The sequence below is a fragment of the Nocardioides cavernae genome (genome assembly GCF_016907475.1).
GTDB lineage: Bacteria > Actinomycetota > Actinomycetes > Propionibacteriales > Nocardioidaceae > Nocardioides > Nocardioides cavernae.
Window position 1 is genome coordinate 2,603,661 of record NZ_JAFBCA010000001.1, and the last position, 25,176, is coordinate 2,628,836.

Consider the following 25,176-nt stretch of genomic DNA (forward strand, 5'->3'; position numbering starts at 1 on the left):
CGCCGCGGCGGGCTCAGCCCCGCCGTGGCTCACCGGCGTACGTCCCGAAGGACCACTGGTTGCCCTCAGGGTCGGTGACGCGGAGCTCCCGGCTGCCGTAGTCCTGCTCGACGACCGGCGACGGGTCGAGGCCCGCGTCGACGGCGCGCCGGTGCACCGCGTCGACGTCGGAGGCGACGACGTACGCCGCCGTGGTCCCGGGTTGCTGGGTGAACGGTCCGTCGGGCTTGTGGCAGCCGAGCATCACCCCGCCGCCCTCGGGCCAGTCGAGCTGGGCGTGCTGGACGACGCCCGCCTCGTCGCGGTAGGCGGCCGTCTCCTCGAAGCCGAGCGCGACGAGCGTGCGGATGACGAGGTCGGGGTCGTGCGCCTGCAGGGCGGGCCAGACGGTGGTGCGGTGGGGATCGCTCATGGCCCCGATGCTGCCGCGACGCCCACCGGCGCGCCTTGGACATTTGGGAACTCCGCGGCGAGCCAGGCCGACGGCCCGAGCCCGGCGAACTCGCGGAAGTCGCGCACCAGGTGCGACTGGTCGTAGTAGCCCGTACGGGCGGCCACCTGCGCCAGCGACGCGCCCACGGACGCGGCGGCGACCACCTCGCGGCGCGCCGTGTCGAACCGGGCCAGCCGTTGCACGGTCTTGGGTCCGTGGCCCGTCTCGGCCGTGAGCAGCTGGGTCAGCCGCCGACGGCTGTAGCCCACGGAGTCGGCGGCCTCGGCGACCGTTCGAGGGCTCGGGCCGGTGAGCAGCCGCCAGGCCTCCTCGACCTCGGGGGACGGCCCCGGGTGGGAGGCGGCGCGGTCCGTGCGGTCGGCCAGGCGCAGCAGGAAGCGGTTCACCGCGGCGTACCTCCCGGGCCAGTCACCAGCCGCGTGCAGCTCCTCGACCACCCGGTCGACCTCGTCGCCGACCAGGTCGCGCGCGTCCCAGCTGCCGACCGGGAGCGCGGAGGCCGGGACGCCGAGCAGGCGCCGCACGCCCACCGGGTGGAGGGTCAGCTGCACCCCGGCCCACCGGCCGGGCTGCTCCACCATCGCCGCGCGGGTGTGCAGGCCGCCGAGGCTCACCCACTGCGCGTCGCGCACACCGGCGTCCCACGCCTCGGCGGTGGGCGCGGTGCGGAGGGGACGTTCCAAGCTCAGCACAAGGGTCAGCCCGGCGGACGGGAGCCCGCGGTGGACGCCGGGGGCGAGGCCCTCGGCGGAGTAGCCGTACATCGCCAGGACGTGCGGGGCGAGCGGCGCCGGGACCCGTGCCGCCGGCAGGTGCTCCCACGCCCCGACCATCCGCCGAGTGTGCCGCACCGGGCGGCGCGGCGTCACGCGTCAGCGAAGGGCGCGGGTCAGCACGCGGGCGGCGTTGGTGAAGCCGTACGCCTCGTCGCCCGGCTGGGCGGGCAGCCCGAGGCGGACCACCATCGTGCGCGTCGCGGGATCGACGAGCAGCACCTGCCCGCCGAAGCCGAGCGCGGCGAAGACGTCGACGGGCGCCGACGGGGCGAGCTGTCCGGTCACCGGGTGCAGCGGCTGCCCCTGGGCGTCGACCGGGTCGGTCGCGCCGCGAAGGAGGCCGGGTCGGTTGAGCCACCACAGGTAGCCGTAGGCCGCGTTGTGGACCGACGAGGACCGCCCGACCGCGCGCCTGAGGTAGGCGGCGTCGAGGATGCGCTTGCCGCCGACCTTCCCGCTGTCGAGGTAGAGCCGGCCGAGGCGGGCGATGTCGAGGCACGTGGTGCGGAGGCCGTAGAAGACGGCGGCGTCGTCCGCGCGGTCGGTGATGAACGACGTCCTGGTCATGCCGAGCGGCTCGAAGAGGCGTTCGCGGGCGAACCTCGCCACGGGCATCCCGGTCGCCTTCTCCAGCACCGGCTCGAGCACCTGGATCGCGGCGTTGTTGTAGGCCCACGCGCTGCCGGGGGCGTACTGCTGCGGGAGCGAGACGGCGTACTTCGTGCGGCTCCGGGCCGAGAGCAGCTCGGAGTAGTCCGTCTTGAACGACCAGAAGCGGCCGCTGTCGTTGGAGAGCAGGTTGCGCACCGTCACCGACTCCGACGCGGTGCCGCGCCACTGCGGCACGTAGGTCGAGACCGGGTCGTCGAGACGCAGGTCGCCGTCGCGGACCGCGATGCCGACCAAGGTGCTCGTGACCGACTTCGTGATCGAGAAGACCTCACGGGGTTCCTCGCGGGGCAGCTGCCAGTTCCACTCGCCGACGAGCTTGCCCTTGCGCAGGACCGCGAAGCAGGTGGAGTCGAGTCGCCGGGCCTCGGCCGCGCCACGCTGGACGGCCTTCGTGCGCAGGCCGAGTCGGGAGGGTGTCGCGACGGGCCAGCCCTCGACCGCACGGGCGCCGGGCGCGGGTCGACCAGAGGACACGTCGACGGCCCCGGCGACGGCACCGGCGGTGCTCGTGGAGGTGCTGCCGGCGGCGAGCGACAGGGCGAGCAGGGCGGCGCCCAGCAGGCCCGGACGGCGGAGACTCATGGGGCGTGAGCCTACGGCGAACCGGCGGTCCTAGGATCGGCGATCGTGAATCCGACCATCGGCGTGCTCGCGCTGCAGGGCGACGTGCGCGAGCACCTCGCCGTCCTGCGGTCGCTGGGCGCGGACCCGATCTCCGTACGCCGTCCCGCCGAGCTCGCCGCCTGCGACGGCCTCGTCCTCCCGGGCGGCGAGTCCACGACGATGATCAAGCTGGCCAGGATCTTCGACCTGCTCGAGCCGCTGCGCGACGCCGTACGCGGTGGGCTGCCCGCCTTCGGGACGTGCGCGGGGATGATCCTGCTCGCCGACCGCATCGAGGACGGCGCGGCGGGGCAGGAGACCGTCGGCGGCCTGCACATCACGGTGCGCCGCAACGCCTTCGGCCGCCAGGTCGACTCCTTCGAGGAGGACCTCCACGTCGACGGGCTGGCCGACCCGGTGCGGGCGGTCTTCATCCGCGCCCCGTGGGTCGAGGCGATCGACGACGACGTCGAGGTGCTGGCCCGGGTGGAGGACGGGCCCGCCGCGGGTAGGATCGTCGCGGTCCGTCAAGGCCCCCTGATGGCGACCTCGTTCCATCCCGAGGTCGGCAGCGACGGCCGGGTGCACGGCATGTTCGTGGACCTGGTGCGCTCGGCGTGACGGCGTACAGACGAAGCGACGGATAGAGGGACTCATGTCAGGCCACTCCAAGTGGGCAACGACCAAGCACAAGAAGGCCGCGATCGACGCCAAGCGCGGCAAGCTCTTCGCGAAGCTGATCAAGAACATCGAGGTCGCGGCGAAGCAGGGCGGCGGCGACCCGGCCGGCAACCCGACGCTCTACGACGCCATCCAGAAGGCGAAGAAGAGCTCGGTCCCGAACAAGAACATCGACTCCGCGCTCAAGCGGGGCTCGGGTGCGGAGTCGGGCGGCGTCGACTACAAGGCGATCTCCTACGAGGTCTACGGCCCGCAGGGCGTCGCGATCCTCGTCGAGTGCCTCACCGACAACACCAACCGCGCCGCGATGGAGGTCCGCACTGCGGTCACCCGCAACGGCGGCACCATGGCCGACCCCGGCTCGGTCTCGCGCCTGTTCACCCGCAAGGGGATCGTGGTCGTGCCCAAGTCGCAGGACCACGACGGCACCGTCCGTGAGGTCACCGAGGACGACGTCCTCGAGGCAACCCTCGACGCCGGCGCCGAGGACGTCAACGACCTCGACGAGGCGTTCCAGGTGCAGAGCGAGGCCACCGACGTCGTCGCGGTCCGCACGGCCCTGCAGGACGCCGGCATCGACTACGACTCCGCCGACGTGGAGTTCGTCCCGAGCCTCGAGATCCCGGTCGACGCCGACGGCGCCGGCAAGGTTCTCCACCTCGTCGACGCGCTCGAGGACCTCGACGACGTCCAGGACGTCTTCACCAACGTCGACATCCCCGCCGACGTGATGGCCGAGCTCGAGACCGCCGACGCCTGAGCCTCCGGGGTCCTGTCCCGCCTCGACCGTCTGAGCCGCTGTAACGCCGGGTTAGTGCGACTACCCCATGTGGTGCTCCACCATGGGTACCCCCACTAACCCGGCGTTACAGCGCCGCGCGCTGACCACCACCCGTCCACAGCACGGTGCCGAACCACTGCATCCACAGGCGCGCTGCCCACTGCTCGCCGAGCGTCCGGCGACGCGCGGACGGTGGGTCGCATGTATCTCCCCGCCGTCGTCCTCATGGGCGCCCAGCACGGCCTGATCACCGCCGCACAGCTCACCCGCGCCGGCTTGGACCCGCACGACGTACGCCGTCTGCGCGAGGGTGGTCGCCTCGTGCGGCTCCGCCGCGGGGTGTACGTCGACTCCGACGCCTGGTCGGGCCTCGATCCGTACCGCGCACAACCCATGCTGAGGATGCGCGCGGCCGGGCTCACGCTGACCTCGCGCGACTACGCCTACAGCCACGACTCGGCGGCCATCGTCCTGGGCATGGGCGCTCCCGACCCCCGCTCGGCGATCGTCCACGTCAGCCGGACCAAGGTCCACGGTGATGCCGTCCGTGCGGGCGTCAAGCACCACCTGGCGCCGTTCCGCGACATCGATCTCACGCACGTCGACGACCTCCGCCTGCTCGGCCACGCGAGGACTGCGCTCGACATGGCACGCGAGCACGGCCGCGCGCACGGACTCGCCGCGTGCGATGCCGCGCTCCGCGCGGGGGTGACGCGATCCGACCTGCTCGACGTGCTGTCGACCATGACCTCGTGGCCCCACAGCCGCTGCATGCGGTGGTGCGTCGAGCACGCCGACGCCCTGGCCGAGAGCTACCTGGAGTCGCTCGTCCGCGACTTCGTCCTCGAGCTGGGCATCGGTCGACCAGAGCTGCAGTTCGGCCTGACGGACGGGCGCCGGACCGCGTTCGCCGATCTCCGCGTCCGGCGGCACCTGTTCGAGGCCGACGGGTTGCTGAAGTACGCGGAGGACAACCCGAGCGGCAAGGAGCCCGCCGTGGTGCTCGCTGAGGAGAAGGAGCGCCACGACTTCCTGACCGGCTTCAAGCTCGGCGCGTCCCGGGTCACCTACCTCGACCTCTTCGCCCGTCGTCGCGCGGCGCTGGCCAGGGTGGCGCGCGAGTACGCCGACACCTGCGCCCGGTTCGGCACGGAGATCGACGACCTGGCGCCCTTCCGCGTGGAGCGCAGTCGCCCGCGGATCGTCCCGCCGGGGTCCGCTGTAACGCCGGGTTAGTGTCACTACCCACCCCCGAGCACCCCAGTGGGTACCAGCAGTAACCCGGCGTTACAGCGGCGCGGGGGCGGGATCAGGCAGCGGATGACCGCGGGCTGCGGCGGGACGCGCCGCGTGTCGTACGACGTCGCGCAGCCGGCGCGGGTTAGCGTGATCGCACGAACACATGTTCGGACGAGACCGACGGCGGAAGGGGTGTGCGCGTGCGCGTGCTCGGCATCGACCCCGGCCTGACCCGGTGTGGCGTCGGGGTGGTCGACGGCAGCGTCGGCCGGCCGCTGACGATGGTCGACGTCGGCGTGGTGCGCACGAGCTCGACGCTCCCGATCGCCGAGCGGCTGGTCACCATCGAGAAGGGCCTCGACGCCTGGATCGAGGAACACCGGCCCGACGCGGTCGCGGTGGAGCGGGTCTTCGCCCGCTCCGACTCCAGCACCATCATGGGCACCGCGCAGGCCAGCGGCATCGCGCTCGTCGTCGCCGCGCGACGCGGGCTGCCGATCGCCATGCACACCCCGAGCGAGGTGAAGGCCGCCGTGTCCGGCAACGGGCGCGCCGACAAGGCGCAGGTGGGGGCCATGGTCGTCCGCATCCTGCGGCTGTCCGAGCTCCCCAAGCCCGCCGACGCCGCAGACGCGCTCGCGCTGGCCATCACCCACCTCTGGCGCGGCTCGGCGCACACCCGGCTCGAGGCCGCCGCGGCACAGGCCCGGGCGCAGGCCCGCGCACACCAGAAGCAGACACCGATGAGGACCCGATGATCGCCTTCGTCCGCGGCGAGGTCGCCGCCGTCACCCTGTCCAGCGCCGTGCTCGAGGTCGGCGGCGTCGGCCTCGAGCTGATGTGCACGCCCGGCACCCTCGCCACGCTCCGCGTCGGCCGGCCCGCGACTCTGCCCACCAGCATGGTCGTGCGCGAGGACAGCCTGACGATCTTCGGCTTCCTCGACGACGACGAGAAGTCGATCTTCGAGATCGTCCAGACCGCGTCCGGGGTCGGCCCCAAGGTCGCGCAGGCGATCGTCGCGGTGATGAGCCCCGACGACGTACGCCGTGCCATCACGACCGAGGACGTCAAGGCGCTGACCCGGGTCCCGGGGATCGGGCAGAAGGGCGCCCAGCGCATCATCCTCGAGCTCAAGGACCGCATCGGCCCGCCGGTGGGCGTGCACCACCCGGCGTCGGCCGCCGTTCCAGCCACCGAAGCGTGGCGCGACCAGGTGCAGCAGGGCCTCGTCGGGCTGGGCTGGTCGGCCAAGGAGTCGGAGAAGGCGGTCGAGGCCGTCGCCCCCGACGCCGGCGACGCCCCCGACGTCGGCGCACTGCTGCGCGCCGCCCTCCGCGCACTGAGCAAGGCGTGAGGCGGGTACGACGATGAACTGGGACGACACCGACGAGGACACCGACGACGTCGAGCTGACCGAGGCCGAGCTGGGTCACCTGCAGCGGCTGACCGACGCCGAGGCCGACGGCGACGACCGCGCGGTCGACGCGGCGCTGCGCCCCAAGACGCTCGACGAGGTCGTCGGGCAGGCGCGCGTACGCGACCAGCTGGGGCTGGTCCTCGAGGCGGCCCGCCGCCGGGGCCGGGCGCCCGACCACGTGCTGCTCTCCGGTCCGCCCGGGCTCGGCAAGACCACGCTCGCGATGATCATCGCCGCCGAGATGAGCACGCCGCTGCGGCTCACGAGCGGCCCGGCGATCACCCACGCCGGCGACCTCGCCGCGATCCTGTCGGGCCTCAACGACGGCGACGTCCTCTTCGTCGACGAGATCCACCGGATGTCGCGGCCGGCCGAGGAGATGCTCTACATGGCGATGGAGGACTTCCGGGTCGACGTCGTCATCGGCAAGGGTCCGGGGGCGACCGCCATCCCGCTGGAGATCCCGCCGTTCACCCTCGTCGGCGCCACCACCCGCGCCGGCCTCCTGCCCGGCCCGTTGCGAGACCGGTTCGGCTTCACCGCCCACCTCGAGTTCTACGAGCCCCACGAGCTCGACCAGATCGTGCACCGCTCCGCGGGGTTGCTCGGCGTGCACCTCACCTCCGAGGGCTCCAGCGAGATCGCCTCGCGCTCGCGCGGCACCCCCCGCATCGCCAACCGCCTGCTGCGCCGGGTCCGCGACTACGCCCAGGTGCGCGCCGACGGGGTGCTGAGCCTGCCGGTCGCCCAGGCTGCGCTCGACCTGTTCGAGGTCGACGAGTCGGGCCTCGACCGGCTGGACCGTGCCGTGCTCGACGTGCTGTGCCGACGCTTCGGCGGGGGACCGGTCGGGGTCTCCACCCTGGCCGTCGCGGTCGGCGAGGAGCGCGAGACGGTCGAGGAGGTCGCCGAGCCGTTCCTGGTCCGGATGGGGATGCTCGCGCGCACGCCCCGCGGGCGGGTCGCGACGCCCGCGGCATGGCACCACCTCGGCCTCACGCCGCCGCCAGTCCCGACCGTCGACTCGACCCTCTTCGACGACGTGTGAGGGCGGTCGGGACACCCGCGTAGACTCCACGCGCTCCCGCACCCGACCCCTCGAGGAGAGCCCCGACCGTGAACGACCTTGCTGCACTTCTGCCCCTGGTAGCCATCCTGGCCCTCTTCTGGTTCATGGTGGTCCGCCCCCAGCAGCGCCGGCAGAAGGACGTCGTCCGCCTCCAGCAGAGCATCGAGGTCGGCCAGCGCGTGATGATGTCGTCGGGCATCTACGGCACCGTGGTCTCGCTCACCGACGACCGCGCCCGTCTCGAGATCGCGCCCGGCACCCAGATCGACATCGCCCGCGCCGCGATCGCCAAGGTCGACGAGCCGCTCGAGCAGCCCGGCCCCGACGCGCGCGACGATGCCTGACCGTCGTACGGCCCAGGAGGCGCTGCAGCGCCTGACGGTCGACGTGCCCGACTGGCCGGAGAAGGGCGTGACGTTCAAGGACATCACCCCCGTCCTCGCCGACCACCACGCGTTCTCCGCGATCATCACCGCGCTGGCCGCCGCCGGTCGTGACGACCACGGCACCGTCGTCGTCGACAAGGTCGTCGGCATGGAGGCGCGCGGGTTCATCCTCGCCGCACCCGTGGCGCTCGCGCTCGGCATCGGCTTCGTGCCGGTCCGCAAAGCGGGCAAGCTGCCGCGGGCTGCACACGCGGTGTCGTACTCCCTGGAGTACGGCGAGGCGACGCTCGAGGTGCACAAGGACGCGATCGCGCCGGGCGAGCGCGTCCTGATGGTCGACGACGTGCTGGCGACCGGCGGCACGGCTGTCGCGACGCGACAGCTCATCGAGGCCTGCGGCGGCGTCGCGACCGGCGCCACGGTGCTGATGGAGCTGTCGTTCCTCGACCCCCGGTCGATGACCGGCGACCTCCCGATCGCCACGCTGCTCACGATCTGACCACATCCACCCCCGTCCACGCACGGGGTTGCCCGAGTCCTCACTAGACTGGGCCAATGGCAGAGGAGCAGGCACCCGCGCAGGACGCCAAGGCGCCTCTCACCGCGCGTGGCATGCGTGCCCGCCTCGCCCGGGTCGGCACCCGCCCGCCGTCGTCCAACCCGGTCCTCGAGCCCCTGTTCCGGGCCGTGCGTGCCAACCACGCGAAGGCCGACCTCGCCCTTCTCGAGCGCGCCTACGCGGTCGCCGACAAGTGGCACACCGGCCAGATGCGCAAGAGCGGTGACCCCTACATCACCCACCCGCTCGCCGTCACGACGATCCTCGCCGACATCGGAATGACCGAGCCGACCCTGGTCGCGGCGCTGCTCCACGACACGGTCGAGGACACGGCCTACACCCTCGACGCGCTGCGTGCCGACTTCGGCGACGAGGTCGCGGTGCTCGTCGACGGCGTCACCAAGCTCGACAAGGTGCAGTACGGCGACTCGGCGCAGGCCGAGACGATCCGCAAGATGATCGTGGCGATGTCGCGCGACATCCGGGTGCTGGTCATCAAGCTCGCCGACCGGCTGCACAACATGCGCACCCTGCGCTACGTCCCGGCCGCCTCCCAGGAGCGATCGAGCCGCGAGACCCTCGACATCTACGCCCCGCTGGCCCACCGGCTCGGGATGAACACCCTCAAGTGGGAGCTCGAGGACCTCGCCTTCGCGACCCTGCACCCCAAGATCTACGACGAGATCGTGCGGATGGTCGCCGAGCGCGCGCCGTCGCGCGACCAGTTCCTCGCCGAGGTCGTGGCCGAGATCGAGCAGGACCTCAAGACCTCCCGGATCAACGCCAAGGTCACCGGCCGGCCCAAGCACTACTACTCGATCTACCAGAAGATGATCGTCGGCGGCCGCGACTTCTCCGACATCTACGACCTCGTCGGCATCCGCATCCTCGTCGACGAGGACCGCGACTGCTACAGCGCCCTCGGTGTGATCCACTCCCGCTGGAACCCGGTCCTGGGGCGGTTCAAGGACTACGTCGCGATGCCGAAGTTCAACATGTACCAGTCGCTCCACACGACGGTCATCGGCCCCGCGGGCAAGCCGGTCGAGGTGCAGATCCGCACCTTCGCCCAGCACCGCCGCGCCGAGTACGGCGTCGCCGCGCACTGGAAGTACAAGGAGAACAGCAAGGCCGGCGTCGACACCGACCGCCTCGGCGACAAGGACGACCTGACCTGGCTGCGCCAGCTGCTCGACTGGCAGAGCGAGGTCGAGGACCCGGGCGAGTTCCTGGAGTCCCTGCGCTTCGAGATGAACCAGCAGCAGGTCTACGTCTTCACGCCGCGTGGTGACGTGATCCCGCTGCCGTCGGGCGCGACCCCGGTCGACTTCGCCTACGCCGTCCACACCGAGGTGGGCCACCACACGATCGGCTCGCGGGTCAACGGCCGCCTCGTGCCGCTGGAGTCGACGCTCGACAACGGCGACGTCGTCGAGGTCTTCACCTCGAAGTCGCCGACGTCTGGCCCGTCGCGCGACTGGCTCAACTTCGTCCAGTCCCCGCGCGCCCGCTCCAAGATCCGCCAGTGGTTCACCAAGGAGCGTCGCGAGGAGGCGATCGAGCGCGGCAAGGACCAGATCGCCAAGCTCATGCGCAAGGAGGGCCTGCCCCTCACCCGGCTGATGACCCACGACGTGCTCGCGCTCGTCGCCGAGCACTTCCACCACGCCGACGTGTCGGCCCTCTACGCCGCGGTCGGGGAGGGCAACCTCAGCGCGCAGGCCGTCGTACGCCGCGTCATCGACCTGCACGGCGGCGACGACGGAGCCCAGGAGGACCTCGCCGAGGGCGTCACCATCACCGGCCGCTCACGGACCGCCACGAAGCGTGGCCCGACCGACTCCGGCGTGATCGTCAAGGGCGTCGACGACCTGTGGGTCAAGCTCGCCAAGTGCTGCACCCCGGTGCCACCCGACCCGATCCTCGGGTTCGTCACCAAGGGTGGGGGAGTGTCGGTGCACCGCAAGGACTGCACCAACGCCTCCAGCCTCCTCGGCCAGCCCGAGCGGGTGCTCGAGGTGGAGTGGGCGCCGACGTCGCAGTCGACGTTCCTGGTCAACATTCAGGTCGAGGCCCTCGACCGCGCGCGGCTGCTCTCCGACATCACGATGGCGCTCTCCGACGCCCACGTGAACATCCTCAGCGCGACGCTCTCCACCACCCGCGACCGGGTGGCCAAGAGCCGCTTCTCCTTCGAGATGGCCGACGCGGCGCACCTCGACGGCGTGCTCCGCGCCGTACGTGCCGTCCCGGGCGTGTTCGACGCCTACCGCGTCACCGCCTGAGGCTGACTCGCTCAGCTGAAGTCGGCCGCGGCCCTCCGGGCCATGTCGAGGAACGCCTGCTTGTTGGCGAGCTCGGACTCGAGGTCCTTCACGCGCCGGTCGTCGCCGGCGGCGGACGCCTTGTCGAGCTTGGCCTGCGTCTCGGCGATGCCGGACTCGAGCTTGCCGATCATGTCGTCGGCGCGCGCGGACTTCTCCGGGTCGCTGCGGCTCCACTGCTCGTCCTCGACCGAGCGGATGGCCTGCTCGACCTTCCGCATCCGGCCCTCGAGCTCCTTCATCCGGTCGCGGGGGACCTTGCCGGCGGCGTCCCAGCGGTCGGCGAGCTCACGGAAGGTCTTCTTGGCTGCCTCGAGGTCGGTCACGGGGACCAGCGCCTCGGCCTCGACGAGGATGGCGTCCTTGACCTCGGCGTTGGCCGCGAACTCCTCGTCGAGCGCGGCGTTGGTCGCGTCGCGGGCGCCGAAGAAGGTGTCCTGGGCGCCGCGGAAGCGCTGCCAGAGCTGGTCGTCGACCTCGCGGGGCGCGGGGCCGGCGGCCTTCCACTCCCGCATCAGGTCGCGGTACTTGCCGGCGGTCGGGCCCCACTCGGTCGAGGACGAGAGCGCCTCGGCCTCCTTCGCCAGCCGCTCCTTGACGACGCGCGCGGAGTCGCGGCGCTCGTGCTCCTCGGCGAAGTGCGCCTTGCGGTGGCGGGTGTACGTCGTCCGCGCGGTGGAGAAGCGTCGCCACAGGGCGTCGTCGGTGGCGCGGTCGAGCCGGGGGAGCTCCTTCCACGTCGCCAGCAGCTCGCGCAGCCGGTTGGCGCCGTTGCGCCAGTCGGTGCTGTCGGCGAGCCGCTCGGCCTCGGCGACGAGCTTCTCCTTCGCCGCCTTGGACTCGGCGCTCTTCTGCGCCCGCTCCTCCTTGCGCGCCGAGCGCTGGACCGCGATCACCGGGGCCAGCGCGTCGAGGCGGGCGGCGAGGGACACGAGGTCACCGACCGCGTGGGCGTCGACGACCTGCTCGCGCAGCGCCTTCACCGACGACGTCGCCTCCTCGGGCGCCAGTCGCCCCGAGGCCACGCGCTGCTCGAGAAGGTGGACCTTCCCCTCGAGCTCCTCGTAGCGCTTGGTGAAGAACTCCAGCGCCTCCTCGGAGGTGCCGGCCTCGTAGGACCCCACGGCACGCTCGCCATCGGCGGTTCGGACATAGACGGTGCCGTCCTCGGCCACCCGGCCCCAGGGCTGCTCACCCTGTGCCGAGTCGTCTCGGGACTGCTTGTCGGCGCTCATGGTCGCCCATCGTAGTCATGGCCCGGACTGCCCTCGGTAGGCTTCCCACCGACAAGCAGACGACCGGCCGGACGCCGGTCGACGACCAGCAAGGACTGACGCCCGTGTTCATCGCCGGCTTCCCCGCCGGACCCTGGGGGACCAACTGCTACGTCGTGGCGACGGGTCCCGGGTCGGAGTGCGTGGTCATCGATCCCGGCAAGGACTCCGCAGCCGGTGTCGACCAGGTCGTCCGGGAGCACCGGCTCAAGCCGGTCAGCGTGCTGGTCACGCACGGCCACGTCGACCACATGTGGTGCGTCGCCCCTGTGGCGGGCACCTACGACGCGACGGCGTGGATCCACCCGTCCGACCGGCACCTGCTGTCCGACCCGATGGCCGGGATGAGCCCGGAGACCACCCAGATGCTCCTCGGTGGCGACTACTCGTGGGCCGAGCCCGACGACGTCCGCGAGCTGTCCGACCTCGCCGAGCTCGAGCTCGCGGGGCTGCGGTTCGTGGTCGACCACACGCCGGGCCACACCGAGGGCTCGGTGACCTTCCGGACGCCCTACGCGCAGCAGGACGTCTCGGAGCTGATGTTCTCCGGCGACCTCCTCTTCGCCGGGTCCATCGGACGCACCGACCTCCCCGGCGGCGACCACGCCACGATGCTGCGCAGCCTGGCCGACAAGGTCCTGCCGCTCGCCGACGACATCGTGGTGCTGCCCGGCCACGGCGAGCAGACCTCCATCGGACGCGAGCGCGCCACGAACCCCTTCCTCCAAGACCTTCCCCACGACCTGACCCAGGACGTCTGATGAGCAAGATCGCCCCGCTGAGCGGGTTCCCCGAGCTGCTGCCTGCGCAGCGCGCCGTCGAGCGCGAGGTGATCGCCTCCGTCTCGCACACGTTCGAGCTGCACGGCTTCACCAACATCGAGACCCGGGTCGTCGAGCCGATCGACCGGCTGGCCAAGGGCGGCGAGGTCGACAAGGAGATCTACGTCCTCCAGCGCATCGCGGCCGAGCCCGACGCGAAGGCCGAGCTCGGCCTCCACTTCGACCTGACGGTGCCCTTCGCGCGCTACGTCCTCGAGCACTCCGGTCACCTGGAGTTCCCGTTCCGGCGCTTCCAGGTGCAGCCCGCCTGGCGCGGCGAGCGGCCGCAGGAGGGGCGCTACCGGCAGTTCACCCAGGCCGACGTCGACATCGTGGGCCGCGACGAGCTGCCCTTCCACCACGACGTCGAGGTGATGGCGGTGATGGTCGACGCCCTCGGCAAGCTGCCGATCCCGCGGGTGTCGTTCCAGTTCAACAACCGCAAGCTGATCCAGGGGTTCTACCGCGGCCTCGGCATCGACGACGTCACCGACGCCATCCGGGTCATCGACAAGCTCGACAAGCTCCCGGCCGACGAGGTCGCCCGGCTGCTGGTCGACCGTGTCGGCACCACGCCCGAGCAGGCGCAGCGCTGCCTCGAGCTCGCCACCATCCGCGTCGAGGACACCTCGTTCGTGGAGAAGGTCCGCGCGCTCGGGGTCACCGACGAGCTGCTCGACCAGGGGCTCGAGGAGCTCGCGGCCGTGGTCGAGGGCTGCCGCGCGGTCGCCGGCGACCGCGTGGGTGTCGAGGCCAACCTGCGCATCGCGCGGGGGCTCGACTACTACACCGGCACCGTCGTCGAGATCTTCATGGAGGGCTACGAGCGGCTCAAGTCCGTCGGCGGGGGAGGGCGCTACGACGCGCTCGCCAGCGACGGGCGTACGACGTACCCCGGGGTCGGCGTGTCGTTCGGCGTCTCCCGCACCCTCATCCCGCTCATCGCCGACGGCGTCCTGTCCGGCAGCCGCCCCGTGCCCAGCGTCGTCCTGGTCGCCCTCAACAACGAGGACGACCGCACCGCCAGCACCCGCATCGCCGCCGCACTGCGGGCCCGGGACGTCGCCTCCGAGGTGGCCCCGTCGCCGGCGAAGTTCGGCAAGCAGATCCGCTTCGCCGAGCGTCGGGGCATCCCCTACGTGTGGTTCGTCCAGGCCGACGGCACCAGCCAGGTCAAGGACATCCGGACCGGCGAGCAGGTCGAGGCGGACCCGGGGTCGTGGACCCCGCCCGAGGCCGACCTGCGCCCCACGATCATCAGCACCGCCACCCCCAGCAGCACCACCAGTGATTCAGAGGAGAACCAGTGATCCGCACCCATGACGCCGGCGCCCTGCGCGCCGAGCACGTCGGCCAGACCGTCACGCTCGCCGGGTGGGTGGCGCGTCGGCGCGATCACGGCGGGGTCGCGTTCCTGGACCTCCGCGAGCGCAGCGGCGTGGTGCAGGTCGTCGTACGCGACGAGGCCGTCGCGCACAGCCTCCGCAGCGAGTTCTGCCTGAAGGTCGTCGGCGAGGTCGTCGCGCGCAAGGAGGGCAACGAGAACCCCAACCTCGCCACCGGCGAGATCGAGGTCGTCGCGACCGAGGTCGAGGTGCTCTCGGCCTCCGACCCGCTCCCGTTCCCCGTCGACGACGCGTCCGGCCACAAGGGTGGCGAGGTCGGCGAGGAGGCCCGCCTCAAGCACCGCTACCTCGACCTGCGCCGCTCCGGCCCCAACGCCGCCCTCCGCCTGCGCAGCAAGATCAACAAGGCCGCCCGCGACGTGCTCGACGACCGCGACTTCGTCGAGGTCGAGACGCCCACGCTGACCCGATCCACGCCCGAGGGCGCCCGCGACTTCCTGGTGCCGGCACGCCTGGCCCCGGGCAGCTGGTACGCCCTGCCGCAGAGCCCGCAGCTGTTCAAGCAGCTGCTCATGGTCGGCGGCATGGAGCGCTACTACCAGATCGCGCGCTGCTACCGCGACGAGGACTTCCGCGCCGACCGGCAGCCGGAGTTCACCCAGCTCGACATCGAGATGAGCTTCGTGGACCAGGAGGACGTCATCACGCTGATGGAGGACGTCCTGGAGGCCATGTGGGCCCAGGCCGGCCACACCATCCAGCGCCCGCTGCCGCGGATGACGTACGCCGACGCGATGGCGAGGTACGGATCCGACAAGCCCGACCTCCGGATGGGCCTGGAGCTCGTCGAGTGCACCGACTACTTCAAGGACACCACGTTCCGGGTGTTCCAGGCCGACTACGTCGGCGCGGTCGTGATGCCGGGCGGCGGCAGCCAGCCGCGTCGCCAGTTCGACGCCTGGCAGGACTGGGCCAAGCAGCGCGGCGCCAAGGGCCTGGCGTACGTCACGATCGCCGAGGACGGCGAGCTCGGCGGCCCGGTGGCGAAGAACCTCACCGACGCCGAGCGCGAGGGCCTCGCGGCCCACGTCGGGGCCGCGCCGGGCGACTGCATCTTCTTCGCGGCCGGACCCGCCAAGAGCAGCCGCGCGCTGCTCGGCGCCGCCCGCCTCGAGATCGGTCGCCGCGGTGACATGCTCGACGACTCGACATTCGCCTTCACCTGGGTCGTCGACGCCCCGCTCTTCGAGCCGAGCTCCGACGCGGTCGCCAGCGGCGACGTCGCCGTCGGCGCGGGCGCCTGGACGGCGGTGCACCACGCCTTCACCAGCCCCAAGCCCGAGTTCCTCGACACCTTCGACACCGACCCCGGCAGCGCGCTGGCCTACGCCTACGACATCGTCTGCAACGGCAACGAGCTCGGTGGCGGGTCCATCCGTATCCACCGCGGTGACATCCAGAAGCGCGTGTTCGCGGTGATGGGGCTGTCCGAGGACGAGGCGCAGGAGAAGTTCGGCTTCCTGCTCGACGCCTTCAAGTTCGGTGCGCCCCCGCACGGCGGCATCGCCGTCGGCATGGACCGCATCGTGGCGCTCCTCGCGGGCACCGACTCCATCCGTGACGTGATCGCATTCCCCAAGTCCGGAGGCGGGTACGACCCCCTCACGGCTGCGCCTGCCCCCATCACGGCCGAGCAGCGCAAGGAAGCCGGTGTCGACGCCACGCCCGCGAAGGACGTCCCGTCCGCTGAGTGAACTTCCGCAGGTTTGCCCGCGCCGCTGGGCGAACGCGTCGTAACGGGATCGTTACCCGTCGGTGATCGTTCACGCGTCGCAGGTCACATAGAGTCCCGTTCGGCGCGGTCCCCGGAGGGACCGCAGACACCACCGGACCCGAACTCGATGGGGAGAGAATGTCGGCACAAGCGACGGGGCCTGAGACCCTGGGCTCGCTCAGCGACGAACCGGAGATCAACGACCCGAACAGCAAGCAGGCCAAGGAGATCTCCGGCAAGTCGCCGATGCAGATCGCGTTCGGCCGGCTGCGGCGCGACAAGATCGCCATCACCTGCGCGATCGTCGTCCTCTTCTTCCTGGTGGTCGCGGTCTTCGCGGACCTGATCGCCAAGGCGTTCGGCGTGACCCTCGACACGGTCACCGCGTGTGAGGTCCTGGAGTGCAACTTCGCCGAGCCGGGCGTCGGCTATCCCAAGTCGGGCCCGCCGTTCTACCCGTTCGACCCGGAGCACCCGTTCGGCATCGCGCCGCGCACCGGCGCGGACAACCTGGCCCACTGGATCTACGGCTGCCGCACCTCGCTGATGATCGCCGGCGCAGCGACGCTGTTCGCCTCGGTGGTCGGCATCGTGATCGGCCTGGTGGCGGGCTTCGCCGGCGGGGTCGTCGACAGGATCCTGTCCTTCATCATCGACTTCTTCCTCACGATCCCGTTCCTGCTCGCTGCGCTGACCATCTCGCCGATCATCATCGACCGATTCGGCACCAGCGACAGCTACGAGACCATCCAGATCGGCTCGCTCATCCTGATCCTGTCGATGTTCGGCTGGATGACGGTGGCGCGCCTGATCCGCGGCGAGGTTCTCTCCCTGCGCGAGCGTGAGTTCATCCACGCCGCCCGGGTGCTGGGCATGCCCACCCGGCGCATCCTGTTCCGCGAGCTCCTGCCCAACCTCACGGCGCCGATCGTCATCAGCATCTCGCTGATGCTGCCCGCGTTCGTGGCGGCAGAGGCCGGCCTGGCGTTCCTCGGCATCGGCGTCACCGGCAGCGCCTCGTGGGGCCAGACCATCGCCAACGCGGTTCCCTACTGGAGCAACTACCCGCTCTACCTGTGGGAGCCCCTGATCGGCGTCGTGGCCCTCGTGCTCGCGCTGAACCTCCTGGGCGACGCGGTTCGAGACGCGTTCGACCCGAAGACCCGCCGCTGAGGCGGAGATCCTCAACAGACGTCACCCGGGCGTTTCCGGTGTGCGAACAACAACGAAAGGCTGGACAATGAGACGGACCAAGGCGGCGGCAGCACTCGCCACCAGTGCCGCGCTCGTGACCCTTGCTGCCTGTGGTGGCGGCGGCGGGAACGACGACGAGACCGGTAGCGGCAGCAGCGGCGACGGCTTCCAGGATGCTTCGGAGACCATCGCCAAGGACGCAGAGCGCCAGGGCCCTGCGGCTGAGGTCGAGGGCGCTTCGGCCGGCGGCACCATCACGGTGTACCTGCCGGACGACCCGGGCCCCGAGGACCTCGACCCGACCAACGGCTGGTCGGTGACGGGCAACTCGATCCAGCAGGCGCTGACGCACCGGTCGCTGACCCAGTACGCCCGCGACACCGAGACCGGCGAGATGATCCTCGTCCCGGACCTGGCGACCGACCTGGGTAGCCCCAACGAGGACTTCACCGAGTGGACCTTCGAGATCCGCGAGGACGCGACGTGGGAGGACGGCAAGCCGATCACCGCTGAGGAGGTTGCCTGGGGCATCGAGCGTTCGCTCGACTCCGAGGCCTTCCCGTCGGGTCCCGGCACCGAGTACTCCACGCACTACTTCCTCGACGCCGACAAGTACAAGGGTCCTTACACCGACAAGGGCAAGGACTACGAGGGCATCTCGTTCGACGAGGCCGCCCGCACGGTGACCATCAAGATGTCCATGCCGTTCCCGGACATGGACTACTGGGGCGCCTTCATGGCGATGGGCCCGTCGCCTCTCGGCAAGGTCTCCGACCCGCCGGAGTACGGTCGCAGCCCGCTGTCGACCGGCCCCTACAAGGTTGAGTCGTTCCGCCCGAGCGAGGAGCTCGTGCTCGTCAAGAACGACGCCTGGGTCGCCGACTCCGACCCGGCCCGTCACCAGTACGCCGACAAGTGGATCTTCAAGTTCGCTGCTGACCCGACCCAGACCGACGAGCTGATGCTCAGCGGCAACACCGAGTCGCAGACGGCCCTCTCGGCCAGCATCACCGCCGAGAACTACGCCAAGTTCAACCAGGACCTTGGCGACCGGCTCGTCCAGCAGTCGGCGCAGTGCACCAGCTTCTGGGCGCCCGACTACGCGAAGACCACGCCGGAGATCCGCAAGGCCCTGGCGTACGCCTACCCGTACGAGAGCGTGTGGCAGGCCTCCGGTGAGGTGCCCGGCGTGACCCGTGTCCCGGCGAACTCGGTCATGCCTCCCGGCATGGCGGGCAAGTCCGACTACCAGGTCGACGGTGAGCAGATCACCTACCAGCCCGAGAAGGCGAAGGAGCTCCTGGCCGAGGCTGGCGAGGAGGGCTACGAGATCCACATGGCCTACAACACCGGCTCGCCGACCACCGAGGCTGCTCAGAAGCAGATCGAGAAGGGTCTCACCGACTCCGGCTTCAAGGTCACGTCCTACCCCGTGCCGATCGAGACCTCGCTCTACACGATCTGGACCGACCCGGACAACAAGATCAACAAGAAGCTCAACCTGCGCGGCGTCAACTGGTGCTCGGACTGGCCGTCCGGCGCCACGATGATCCCGGCTCTGCTCCGCACCGGCGCCACCTACAACACGGCGCAGTTCTCCGAGGAGTCCATGGACGCCAAGATGGACGAGATCGGAACCATGGAGCTCGAGGCGCAGCCCGATGCCTGGGGTGCCCTGGACGAGCAGATCGCGACCGAGTTCTACCCGATCATCCCGACCGCGTTCCGCAACGACCTCTTCGCCTTCGGCGAGAAGATCGGGAACCCGACCGGTGACGGTGCCCTCGGCGCGCCGAACTACAAGGATCTCTTCGTCTCTCAGTGATCCTGGGGTCGACTGATTGAGTCGATCCTGCTCCACTCGGTGTGGGGGCCCCGTGAACCGGGGCCCCCACACCACCGTGTGTCGGCCATGCCGGCAGCTGCTCACAACCTCGGAGGGAAATCCTCGTGTTCGCCTATGTCGTCAAGCGCCTGCTCTCGGGCGTGGTCGTCCTGTTCCTCATCTCGATGAGCGTGTTCCTGCTCTTCTGGTACGGACCGTCCGAGCCCGCGCAGACGATCTGCGACAACGACACCAGCAACCGCTGCACACCCGCGCGGCTCGAGGTGTTCCGCGAGAACCTCGGCTTCAACAACCCGTGGTACGAGGAGTACGGCAAGTTCATGAAGGGTGTCGTGGCCGGGCGCGAGATCCAGTTCGGCAGCACCACCAAGTTCGACTGCCCGGCCCCGTGCCTGGGCTACTCCTACCGGACCAAGGCCCCGGTGTTCGAGGAGATGAAGGACCGGATGCCCGCCACGTTCTCCGTGGCCATCGGCGGCGCGTTCCTCTACCTGACCCTCGGCATCCCCATCGGCGTCGCCGCGGCCCGAAGACGGGGGACAATGGCCGACAAGGCGCTCGTGTCGAGCTTCCTGGTCATCTCCTCCATTCCTTACTACCTGTTCGCCCTGCTGACATGGTTGTTCCTGACCATCAGCTGGGAGATACCCCTCTTCTCCGACACGGGGTACTTCCCGATAACCGAGAACCCAGCGAAGTGGTTCAGCGGGATGGCTCTCGCCTGGCTGGCCCTGGGCGCCTTCGGATGCACCTCCTACACCCGCTACTCCCGCGGGTCGATGGTCGAGGTGCTGAACGAGGACTACATCCGCACGGCGAAGGCCAAGGGGCTGCGGGACAACACCGTGGTCTACAAGCACGGCTTGCGGGCCGCGCTGGTGCCCGTCATCACGATCTTCGGAATCGACTTCGGCACCCTGCTCGCGGGTACGATCTTCACCGAGACGATCTTCGACATCGACGGCATCGGGCTGTGGAGCCTGCAGGCGGTCGCCCAGCGTGACCTGCCCGTGGTGGCTGCCACCGCCCTGTTCGCGGCCGCGGTCCTGATCATCTCCAACATCGTCGTCGACGTCATCTACAGCGTTCTCGATCCCCGAGTGAGGCTCTCTTGACCATCACGTCCCCCTCCTCCGCTTCGTCGTCCACCGACGTCGACGGGCCCTTCCTCCAGGTGGAGGACCTCACGGTGACGTTCCCGACCCAGGACGGGCCCGTCCAGGCCGTGAAGGGGCTGAGCTACTCCGTCGAGCTCGGCAAGACGCTCGGCATCGTCGGGGAGTCCGGCTCCGGCAAGTCGGTCTCCAGCATGGCCGTGATGGGCCTGCACGACGCGAGGTCGAGCGAGATCACCGGCTCGATCCGCGTGGGTGGCACCGAGGTCGTCGGGCTCGCCGAGAACCGCATGCGCAAGCTGCGCGGCAACTCGATGGCGATGATCTTCCAGGACGCCCTGGCTGCGCTGCACCCGTTCTACCGGGTCGGCGAGCAGCTCGCCGAGGGGTACTCACAGCACCACCCCAAGGCGTCCAAGCGCGATGCGCGTCGCAAGGCGATCGAGATGCTCGACCGGGTCGGGATCCCGCAGCCCGACCGCCGCGTCGACGACTTCCCCCACCAGTTCTCCGGGGGCATGCGGCAGCGGGCCATGATCGCCCTGGGCCTGATCAACGACCCGTCGCTCCTGATCGCCGACGAGCCCACCACCGCGCTCGACGTGACGGTGCAGGCACAGATCCTCGACCTGCTGCAGGACCTGCAGCGCGAGTTCAACTCCGCGGTCATCATCATCACCCACGACCTCGGCGTCATCGCCGAGATGGCCGATGACGTGCTCGTGATGTACGCCGGGCGCTGCGTGGAGTTCGGCACGACGAAGGAGATCCTCACGCGCCCCGAGATGCCCTACTCCTGGGGTCTGCTGTCCAGCATCCCCGAGGTCGGTGCCTCCACGGACGCGCGGCTCATCCCGATCCCGGGCAACCCGCCCAGCTTGTTGAGCCCGCCGACCGGCTGCGCGTTCCACCCGCGTTGCGCGCACCGTGACAAGGTGCCCGGTGACCTGTGCGTCACCGAGATGCCCTCCCTCACGTCGGCCAGCAACCGTGCCGGCCACCTCAAGCGGTGCCACCTGCCCAACCCCGAGGAGATCTACCGGACGGAAGTCCTGCCGGAGATTGCCCCCGACCTCGCCGAGGAGACCCGATGAGCCAGGACCCCAACGCCAAGGTGGGGATCGACGCCAGCGAGGTCGGCGCCAACGCGGCGGAGACGGGTGAGCGCGACCTGTCCCACCACCACGTCGACGTCGTGGACGACCACGAGGTCGTCCACGAGGCGAAGGACTTCCACGAGCTCGCGGAGCAGGGGCACGTCGCCACCGCGCTCGACCCCGACGCCGAGCCGATCATCTCGATCGACAACCTCAAGATGTACTTCCCCGTGAAGTCCTCGGGGCTCGTCCGGAGGACTGTCGGCCACGTGCAGGCCGTGGACGGGGTGTCGTTCGAGGTGCCGCGCGGCGGCTCGCTCGGTCTGGTCGGCGAGTCCGGCTGCGGCAAGTCCACGACCGGGCGGCTCATCACCCGCCTCTACAAGCCGACCGGCGGCTCGATGATGTTCGAGGGCCATGACCTGGCCAAGCTCTCCAACTCGGAGATGAGGCCGCTGCGCCGCGACGTGCAGATGATCTTCCAGGACCCCTACACCTCGCTCAACCCGCGCCACACCGTCGGAACGATCGTGGGCGCGCCCCTCGCGGTGCACAAGATCGTTCCCAAGGACAAGATCCTGCCGCGGGTCCAGGAGCTGCTCGAGGTGGTGGGCCTCAACCCCGAGCACTACAACCGCTACCCCAACGAGTTCTCCGGTGGCCAGCGCCAACGCATCGGCATCGCCCGGGCGCTCACGCTCAACCCCAAGCTCCTCGTCGCCGACGAGCCGGTCTCGGCGCTCGACGTGTCGATCCAGGCGCAGGTCGTCAACCTGCTCCAGGACCTTCAGCGCGAGTTCGACATCGCCTTCCTCTTCATCGCCCACGACCTCGCGGTGGTGCGCCACTTCTGCCCCGAGGTCGCGGTGATGTACCTCGGCAAGATCGTGGAGATCGGCGACCGCGAGACGATCTACGGCCACGCGCACCACCCCTACACGCAGGCGCTGCTCTCGGCTGTGCCCGACGTGAAGCAGGCGGCGGTCGGCGGACGCCGGGAGCGGATCCGGCTCGAGGGAGACGTGCCGAGCCCGATCAACCCGCCGTCGGGCTGCCGGTTCCGCACCCGCTGCCAGTTCGCCCAGGAGATCTGCGCGAAGGTGGAGCCGCCGCTGCTGCAGATCGGCGCGCGCCACAAGGTGGCCTGCCACTTCGCCGGCGAGCTGGGCTCGCACCCGGTGGCGCCGGTGACCACCGACCTGCTCGCGGTCGACGACCAGGGCACCCCGGTGCCCGGGGCCACGCCGACCAACGAGCAGCTCACCATCCCGGGCTACGAGAAGACCTGGTACGACCTCAAGTCGAAGCACACGACGGGGGTCTGAGCGGCGCACCGACGGCGTCGGGGATACTCACCGGCGTGGACGGCTTGTTCGAGATACCGGGCGCGGGGCAACCCGCGCCCGGATCCGCGTCCGGACAGGTGCCGAGCGCCGGGTCGCTCGGTGCCAACACGCACGCCTCGGCGCCCCTGGCCGTGAGGATGCGCCCTCGCACGATCGACGAGCTCGTCGGGCAGCAGCAGCTGCGGGCCGCCGGGTCACCGCTGCGGCGGCTGATCGAGGGCGACCAGTCGATGTCGCTGCTCCTCTGGGGCCCCCCGGGCACCGGCAAGACGACCATCGCGGCCATCGTCAGCCAGCAGACCCGGCGCCGGTTCGTCGAGGTGTCGGCCGTCGCGGCGGGCGTCAAGGAGGTCCGTGCCGCCATCGACGGGGCCAGGGCCGAGCTCGCCCGGGGCGGGCAGGAGACGGTGCTCTTCGTCGACGAGGTGCACCGCTTCACCAAGGCCCAGCAGGACGCCCTGCTTCCCGGGGTGGAGAACCGTTGGGTCACGCTGATCGCCGCCACCACGGAGAACCCGTTCTTCTCCGTCATCAGCCCGCTCCTGTCGCGCAGCCTGCTGCTGCGCCTGCAGTCGCTCACCGACGACGACGTCGCCGAGGTCATCGACCAGGCGCTGGCCGACGAGCGCGGCCTGGCCGGCAGCGCCGAGCTCGACGAGGACGCCCGCAGCCACCTCGTACGCCTTGCCGGTGGTGACGCGCGGCGGGGCCTGACCTACCTCGAGGCCGCCGCCGGGGCCGCGGCCAGCAACGGGCTCGCGACGATCGACCTGGCCACAGCCGAGACTGCCGTCGACCAGGCCGCGGTCCGCTACGACCGCCAGGGCGACCAGCACTACGACGTCATCTCCGCCTTCATCAAGTCCATCCGCGGGTCCGACCCCGACGCCGCGCTCCACTACCTCGCGCGGATGATCGAGGCGGGGGAGGACCCCCGCTTCATCGCGCGCCGGCTCGTCGTGCACGCGAGCGAGGACATCGGCCTGGCCGACCCGACCGCCCTGCAGGCGGCCGTCGCGGCGGCGCAGGCCGTGCAGCTCATCGGGATGCCGGAGGCGCGGATCAACCTCGCCCAGGCCACCATCCACCTGGCAGTGGCACCCAAGTCCAATGCCGTGATCAGCGGGATCGACGCAGCCATCGCCGACGTGAAGGCCGGGAAGATCGGCCAGGTGCCGGCCCACCTGCGCGACGCCCACTACGGCGGCGCGAAGGACCTGGGCCACGGCAAGGGCTACGCCTACCCCCATGACGAGCCCTACGGCGTGGCCGAGCAGCAGTACCTCCCGGACGTGCTCAGCGACGCGAGCTACTACAAGCCGACGGCACTGGGCGCGGAGGCCGGGGTCAAGGAGCGCTGGGAGCGCGTCCGACGCATCGTTCGGGGCGGGTGACCCCGATACGGTGACGGGATGCGCCTCGGGTTCCACGCCTCCCACGAGCAGATCGCTCCCTCGCGACTGCTGAGCGACGTCCAGCACGCCGAACAGGCCGGGTTCGAGATGGCCATGTGCTCGGACCACATCGCCCCGTGGGGCACCCGGCAGGGCCACTCCGGCTATGCCTGGAGCTGGCTGGGGGCCGCCCTGGCCACGACGGAGCTCGAGCTCGGCTGCGTGTGCGCACCGGGGCAGCGCTACCACCCCGCCGTCGTCGCCCAGAAGATCGCCACCCTGGCCGAGATGTTCCCGGGGCGGTTCTGGACCGCCCTCGGCAGTGGCGAGGCGAGCAACGAGCACATCACCGGCGACCGCTGGCCACCGAAGGAGGAGCGCACGCGCCGCCTGGAGGAGTGCGTCGACGTGATCCGTCGCCTCCTCGCCGGCGAGGAGGTCACCCACGACGGCCTCGTCACCGTCGACCGGGCCCGGCTGTGGGACCTGCCGCAGGTGCAGCCGCGGCTCATCGCGCCCGCAGTGTCGGTGGCGTCCGCGGCCCGCGTGGCGGGATGGGCTGACGGTCTCGTCACCATCAACCAGCCGGTCGGCGTGCTGCGCGACCTCGTCGCGGCCTACCGCGATGCCGGGGGCGCGGGGCCATTGTCGCTCCAGGTGCACCTGTCGTGGGCGCCGACGCAGGATGAGGCCGAGGGGATCGCGCTCGACCAGTGGCGCACCAACGTCTTCACCGAGCCGGTCAACTGGGACACCGAGACCCCTGAGGCGTTCGACGTGATGGCCGAGCACGTCGGCATCGAGGGCGTACGACGCTCGGTCGAGGTGTCGGAGGACCTCGGGTGGCACCGTGACCGGATCGCCGAGCTTGCGTCCGTCGGCTTCGACGACGTCTACCTGCACTTCGTGGGACAGGAGCAGGCAGGCTTCCTCGACGCGTTCGGCGAGCACGTCCTGCCCGCCCTTCGGGGCTGACGCCGGCGCGCCCGGTCTGCTTGTGTGGGT

Annotated in this window: 23 protein-coding genes; 19 read left to right on the forward strand and 4 right to left on the reverse strand. The window is 70.7% G+C overall.

Annotation, left to right across the window (positions count from 1 at the left end):
- Positions 1 to 13 precede the first annotated feature (13 nt).
- The 3 genes from JOD65_RS12210 to JOD65_RS12220 are packed head-to-tail and all read right to left on the reverse strand — an operon-like array spanning position 14 to position 2,484.
- On the reverse strand, positions 14 to 412 hold the full coding sequence (locus tag JOD65_RS12210) for a VOC family protein (RefSeq protein ID WP_191197003.1): 399 nt from the start codon (positions 410 to 412) through the stop codon (positions 14 to 16).
- Positions 409 to 1,287, reverse strand: a complete 879-nt coding sequence (locus tag JOD65_RS12215; RefSeq protein ID WP_191197004.1) for a helix-turn-helix domain-containing protein — start codon at positions 1,285 to 1,287, stop codon at positions 409 to 411. Before JOD65_RS12215 ends, JOD65_RS12210 begins: the two co-directional genes overlap by 4 nt.
- A 39-nt stretch (positions 1,288 to 1,326) precedes the next feature.
- Entirely contained in the window at positions 1,327 to 2,484 is a 1,158-nt protein-coding gene (locus tag JOD65_RS12220) for a serine hydrolase domain-containing protein (protein ID WP_191197005.1), read from the reverse strand.
- A 42-nt stretch (positions 2,485 to 2,526) separates the two neighbouring features.
- On the opposite strand from JOD65_RS12220, the gene pdxT reads away from it, so the two are divergent.
- From pdxT to JOD65_RS12265, 9 genes are all read left to right on the forward strand, one after another.
- Positions 2,527 to 3,126, forward strand: coding sequence for a pyridoxal 5'-phosphate synthase glutaminase subunit PdxT (pdxT, locus tag JOD65_RS12225; protein WP_191197080.1), 600 nt, complete (start codon positions 2,527 to 2,529; stop codon positions 3,124 to 3,126).
- Positions 3,127 to 3,160: 34 nt separating this feature from the next.
- Complete coding sequence (locus tag JOD65_RS12230) at positions 3,161 to 3,946, forward strand: YebC/PmpR family DNA-binding transcriptional regulator (protein ID WP_191197006.1); 786 nt, start codon at positions 3,161 to 3,163, stop codon at positions 3,944 to 3,946.
- A 222-nt stretch (positions 3,947 to 4,168) separates the two neighbouring features.
- Positions 4,169 to 5,203, forward strand: a complete 1,035-nt coding sequence (locus JOD65_RS12235) for a type IV toxin-antitoxin system AbiEi family antitoxin domain-containing protein (protein ID WP_191197007.1) — start codon at positions 4,169 to 4,171, stop codon at positions 5,201 to 5,203.
- A 203-nt stretch (positions 5,204 to 5,406) separates the two neighbouring features.
- Positions 5,407 to 5,964, forward strand: coding sequence for a crossover junction endodeoxyribonuclease RuvC (gene ruvC / locus JOD65_RS12240; protein WP_191197008.1), 558 nt, complete (start codon positions 5,407 to 5,409; stop codon positions 5,962 to 5,964).
- Positions 5,961 to 6,563, forward strand: a complete 603-nt coding sequence (ruvA, locus tag JOD65_RS12245; RefSeq protein ID WP_191197009.1) for a Holliday junction branch migration protein RuvA — start codon at positions 5,961 to 5,963, stop codon at positions 6,561 to 6,563. The genes ruvC and ruvA overlap by 4 nt, the downstream gene beginning before the upstream one ends.
- Positions 6,564 to 6,576: 13 nt before the next feature.
- A complete protein-coding gene (ruvB, locus tag JOD65_RS12250) occupies positions 6,577 to 7,674 on the forward strand; it encodes a Holliday junction branch migration DNA helicase RuvB (RefSeq protein ID WP_191197010.1) in 1,098 nt (365 codons plus the stop codon).
- 68 nt (positions 7,675 to 7,742) lie between these two features.
- On the forward strand, positions 7,743 to 8,039 hold the full coding sequence (yajC, locus tag JOD65_RS12255) for a preprotein translocase subunit YajC (protein ID WP_191197011.1): 297 nt from the start codon (positions 7,743 to 7,745) through the stop codon (positions 8,037 to 8,039).
- Entirely contained in the window at positions 8,032 to 8,580 is a 549-nt protein-coding gene (locus JOD65_RS12260; protein WP_191197012.1) for an adenine phosphoribosyltransferase, read from the forward strand. The genes yajC and JOD65_RS12260 overlap by 8 nt, the downstream gene beginning before the upstream one ends.
- A gap of 56 nt (positions 8,581 to 8,636) precedes the next feature.
- Complete coding sequence (locus JOD65_RS12265) at positions 8,637 to 10,925, forward strand: RelA/SpoT family protein (protein WP_224748076.1); 2,289 nt, start codon at positions 8,637 to 8,639, stop codon at positions 10,923 to 10,925.
- Between the two features lie 11 nt (positions 10,926 to 10,936).
- Here JOD65_RS12265 and JOD65_RS12270 read toward each other — a convergent pair whose 3' ends face one another.
- The gene (locus JOD65_RS12270; protein ID WP_191197013.1) at positions 10,937 to 12,199 is read right to left on the reverse strand and encodes a DUF349 domain-containing protein; all 1,263 of its coding nucleotides are present in this window, start codon (positions 12,197 to 12,199) and stop codon (positions 10,937 to 10,939) included.
- Positions 12,200 to 12,303: 104 nt separating this feature from the next.
- On the opposite strand from JOD65_RS12270, the gene JOD65_RS12275 reads away from it, so the two are divergent.
- The 10 genes from JOD65_RS12275 (at position 12,304) to JOD65_RS12320 (ending at position 25,146) form a co-directional block, all read left to right on the forward strand.
- Entirely contained in the window at positions 12,304 to 12,999 is a 696-nt protein-coding gene (locus JOD65_RS12275; RefSeq protein ID WP_191197082.1) for an MBL fold metallo-hydrolase, read from the forward strand.
- A complete protein-coding gene (hisS, locus tag JOD65_RS12280) occupies positions 12,999 to 14,369 on the forward strand; it encodes a histidine--tRNA ligase (protein WP_191197014.1) in 1,371 nt (456 codons plus the stop codon). Before JOD65_RS12275 ends, hisS begins: the two co-directional genes overlap by 1 nt.
- Positions 14,366 to 16,159, forward strand: a complete 1,794-nt coding sequence (aspS, locus tag JOD65_RS12285) for an aspartate--tRNA ligase (RefSeq protein WP_191197015.1) — start codon at positions 14,366 to 14,368, stop codon at positions 16,157 to 16,159. The genes hisS and aspS overlap by 4 nt, the downstream gene beginning before the upstream one ends.
- A 158-nt stretch (positions 16,160 to 16,317) precedes the next feature.
- The gene (locus JOD65_RS12290; RefSeq protein ID WP_191197016.1) at positions 16,318 to 17,352 is read left to right on the forward strand and encodes an ABC transporter permease; all 1,035 of its coding nucleotides are present in this window, start codon (positions 16,318 to 16,320) and stop codon (positions 17,350 to 17,352) included.
- 67 nt (positions 17,353 to 17,419) lie between these two features.
- Entirely contained in the window at positions 17,420 to 19,198 is a 1,779-nt protein-coding gene (locus JOD65_RS12295; RefSeq protein ID WP_191197017.1) for an ABC transporter substrate-binding protein, read from the forward strand.
- Positions 19,199 to 19,323: 125 nt separating this feature from the next.
- The gene (locus JOD65_RS12300; protein WP_191197018.1) at positions 19,324 to 20,334 is read left to right on the forward strand and encodes an ABC transporter permease; all 1,011 of its coding nucleotides are present in this window, start codon (positions 19,324 to 19,326) and stop codon (positions 20,332 to 20,334) included.
- Between the two features lie 2 nt (positions 20,335 to 20,336).
- Positions 20,337 to 21,428 (forward strand): ABC transporter ATP-binding protein, encoded by a 1,092-nt coding sequence (locus JOD65_RS12305; protein ID WP_191197083.1) that lies wholly within the window; start codon positions 20,337 to 20,339, stop codon positions 21,426 to 21,428.
- 221 nt (positions 21,429 to 21,649) lie between these two features.
- The gene (locus JOD65_RS12310; protein ID WP_191197084.1) at positions 21,650 to 22,756 is read left to right on the forward strand and encodes an ABC transporter ATP-binding protein; all 1,107 of its coding nucleotides are present in this window, start codon (positions 21,650 to 21,652) and stop codon (positions 22,754 to 22,756) included.
- Positions 22,757 to 22,791: 35 nt separating this feature from the next.
- Positions 22,792 to 24,171, forward strand: a complete 1,380-nt coding sequence (locus JOD65_RS12315; protein ID WP_372440108.1) for a replication-associated recombination protein A — start codon at positions 22,792 to 22,794, stop codon at positions 24,169 to 24,171.
- Between the two features lie 18 nt (positions 24,172 to 24,189).
- Positions 24,190 to 25,146, forward strand: coding sequence for a TIGR03885 family FMN-dependent LLM class oxidoreductase (locus tag JOD65_RS12320; RefSeq protein ID WP_191197019.1), 957 nt, complete (start codon positions 24,190 to 24,192; stop codon positions 25,144 to 25,146).
- Positions 25,147 to 25,176 lie beyond the last annotated feature (30 nt).

Coding starts and splice junctions, on each gene's coding strand:
- JOD65_RS12290 (WP_191197016.1), top strand. CDS start 16,318: ATGTCGGCACAAGCGACGGGGCCTGAGACCCTGGGCTCGCTCAGCGAC.
- ruvA (WP_191197009.1), top strand. CDS start 5,961: ATGATCGCCTTCGTCCGCGGCGAGGTCGCCGCCGTCACCCTGTCCAGC.
- JOD65_RS12210 (WP_191197003.1), bottom strand. CDS start 412: ATGAGCGATCCCCACCGCACCACCGTCTGGCCCGCCCTGCAGGCGCAC.
- JOD65_RS12320 (WP_191197019.1), top strand. CDS start 24,190: ATGCGCCTCGGGTTCCACGCCTCCCACGAGCAGATCGCTCCCTCGCGA.
- JOD65_RS12265 (WP_224748076.1), top strand. CDS start 8,637: ATGGCAGAGGAGCAGGCACCCGCGCAGGACGCCAAGGCGCCTCTCACC.
- JOD65_RS12235 (WP_191197007.1), top strand. CDS start 4,169: ATGTATCTCCCCGCCGTCGTCCTCATGGGCGCCCAGCACGGCCTGATC.
- JOD65_RS12220 (WP_191197005.1), bottom strand. CDS start 2,484: ATGAGTCTCCGCCGTCCGGGCCTGCTGGGCGCCGCCCTGCTCGCCCTG.
- JOD65_RS12295 (WP_191197017.1), top strand. CDS start 17,420: ATGAGACGGACCAAGGCGGCGGCAGCACTCGCCACCAGTGCCGCGCTC.
- JOD65_RS12310 (WP_191197084.1), top strand. CDS start 21,650: ATGTACTTCCCCGTGAAGTCCTCGGGGCTCGTCCGGAGGACTGTCGGC.
- JOD65_RS12215 (WP_191197004.1), bottom strand. CDS start 1,287: ATGGTCGGGGCGTGGGAGCACCTGCCGGCGGCACGGGTCCCGGCGCCG.
- ruvB (WP_191197010.1), top strand. CDS start 6,577: ATGAACTGGGACGACACCGACGAGGACACCGACGACGTCGAGCTGACC.
- hisS (WP_191197014.1), top strand. CDS start 12,999: ATGAGCAAGATCGCCCCGCTGAGCGGGTTCCCCGAGCTGCTGCCTGCG.
- JOD65_RS12260 (WP_191197012.1), top strand. CDS start 8,032: ATGCCTGACCGTCGTACGGCCCAGGAGGCGCTGCAGCGCCTGACGGTC.
- JOD65_RS12270 (WP_191197013.1), bottom strand. CDS start 12,199: ATGAGCGCCGACAAGCAGTCCCGAGACGACTCGGCACAGGGTGAGCAG.
- JOD65_RS12230 (WP_191197006.1), top strand. CDS start 3,161: ATGTCAGGCCACTCCAAGTGGGCAACGACCAAGCACAAGAAGGCCGCG.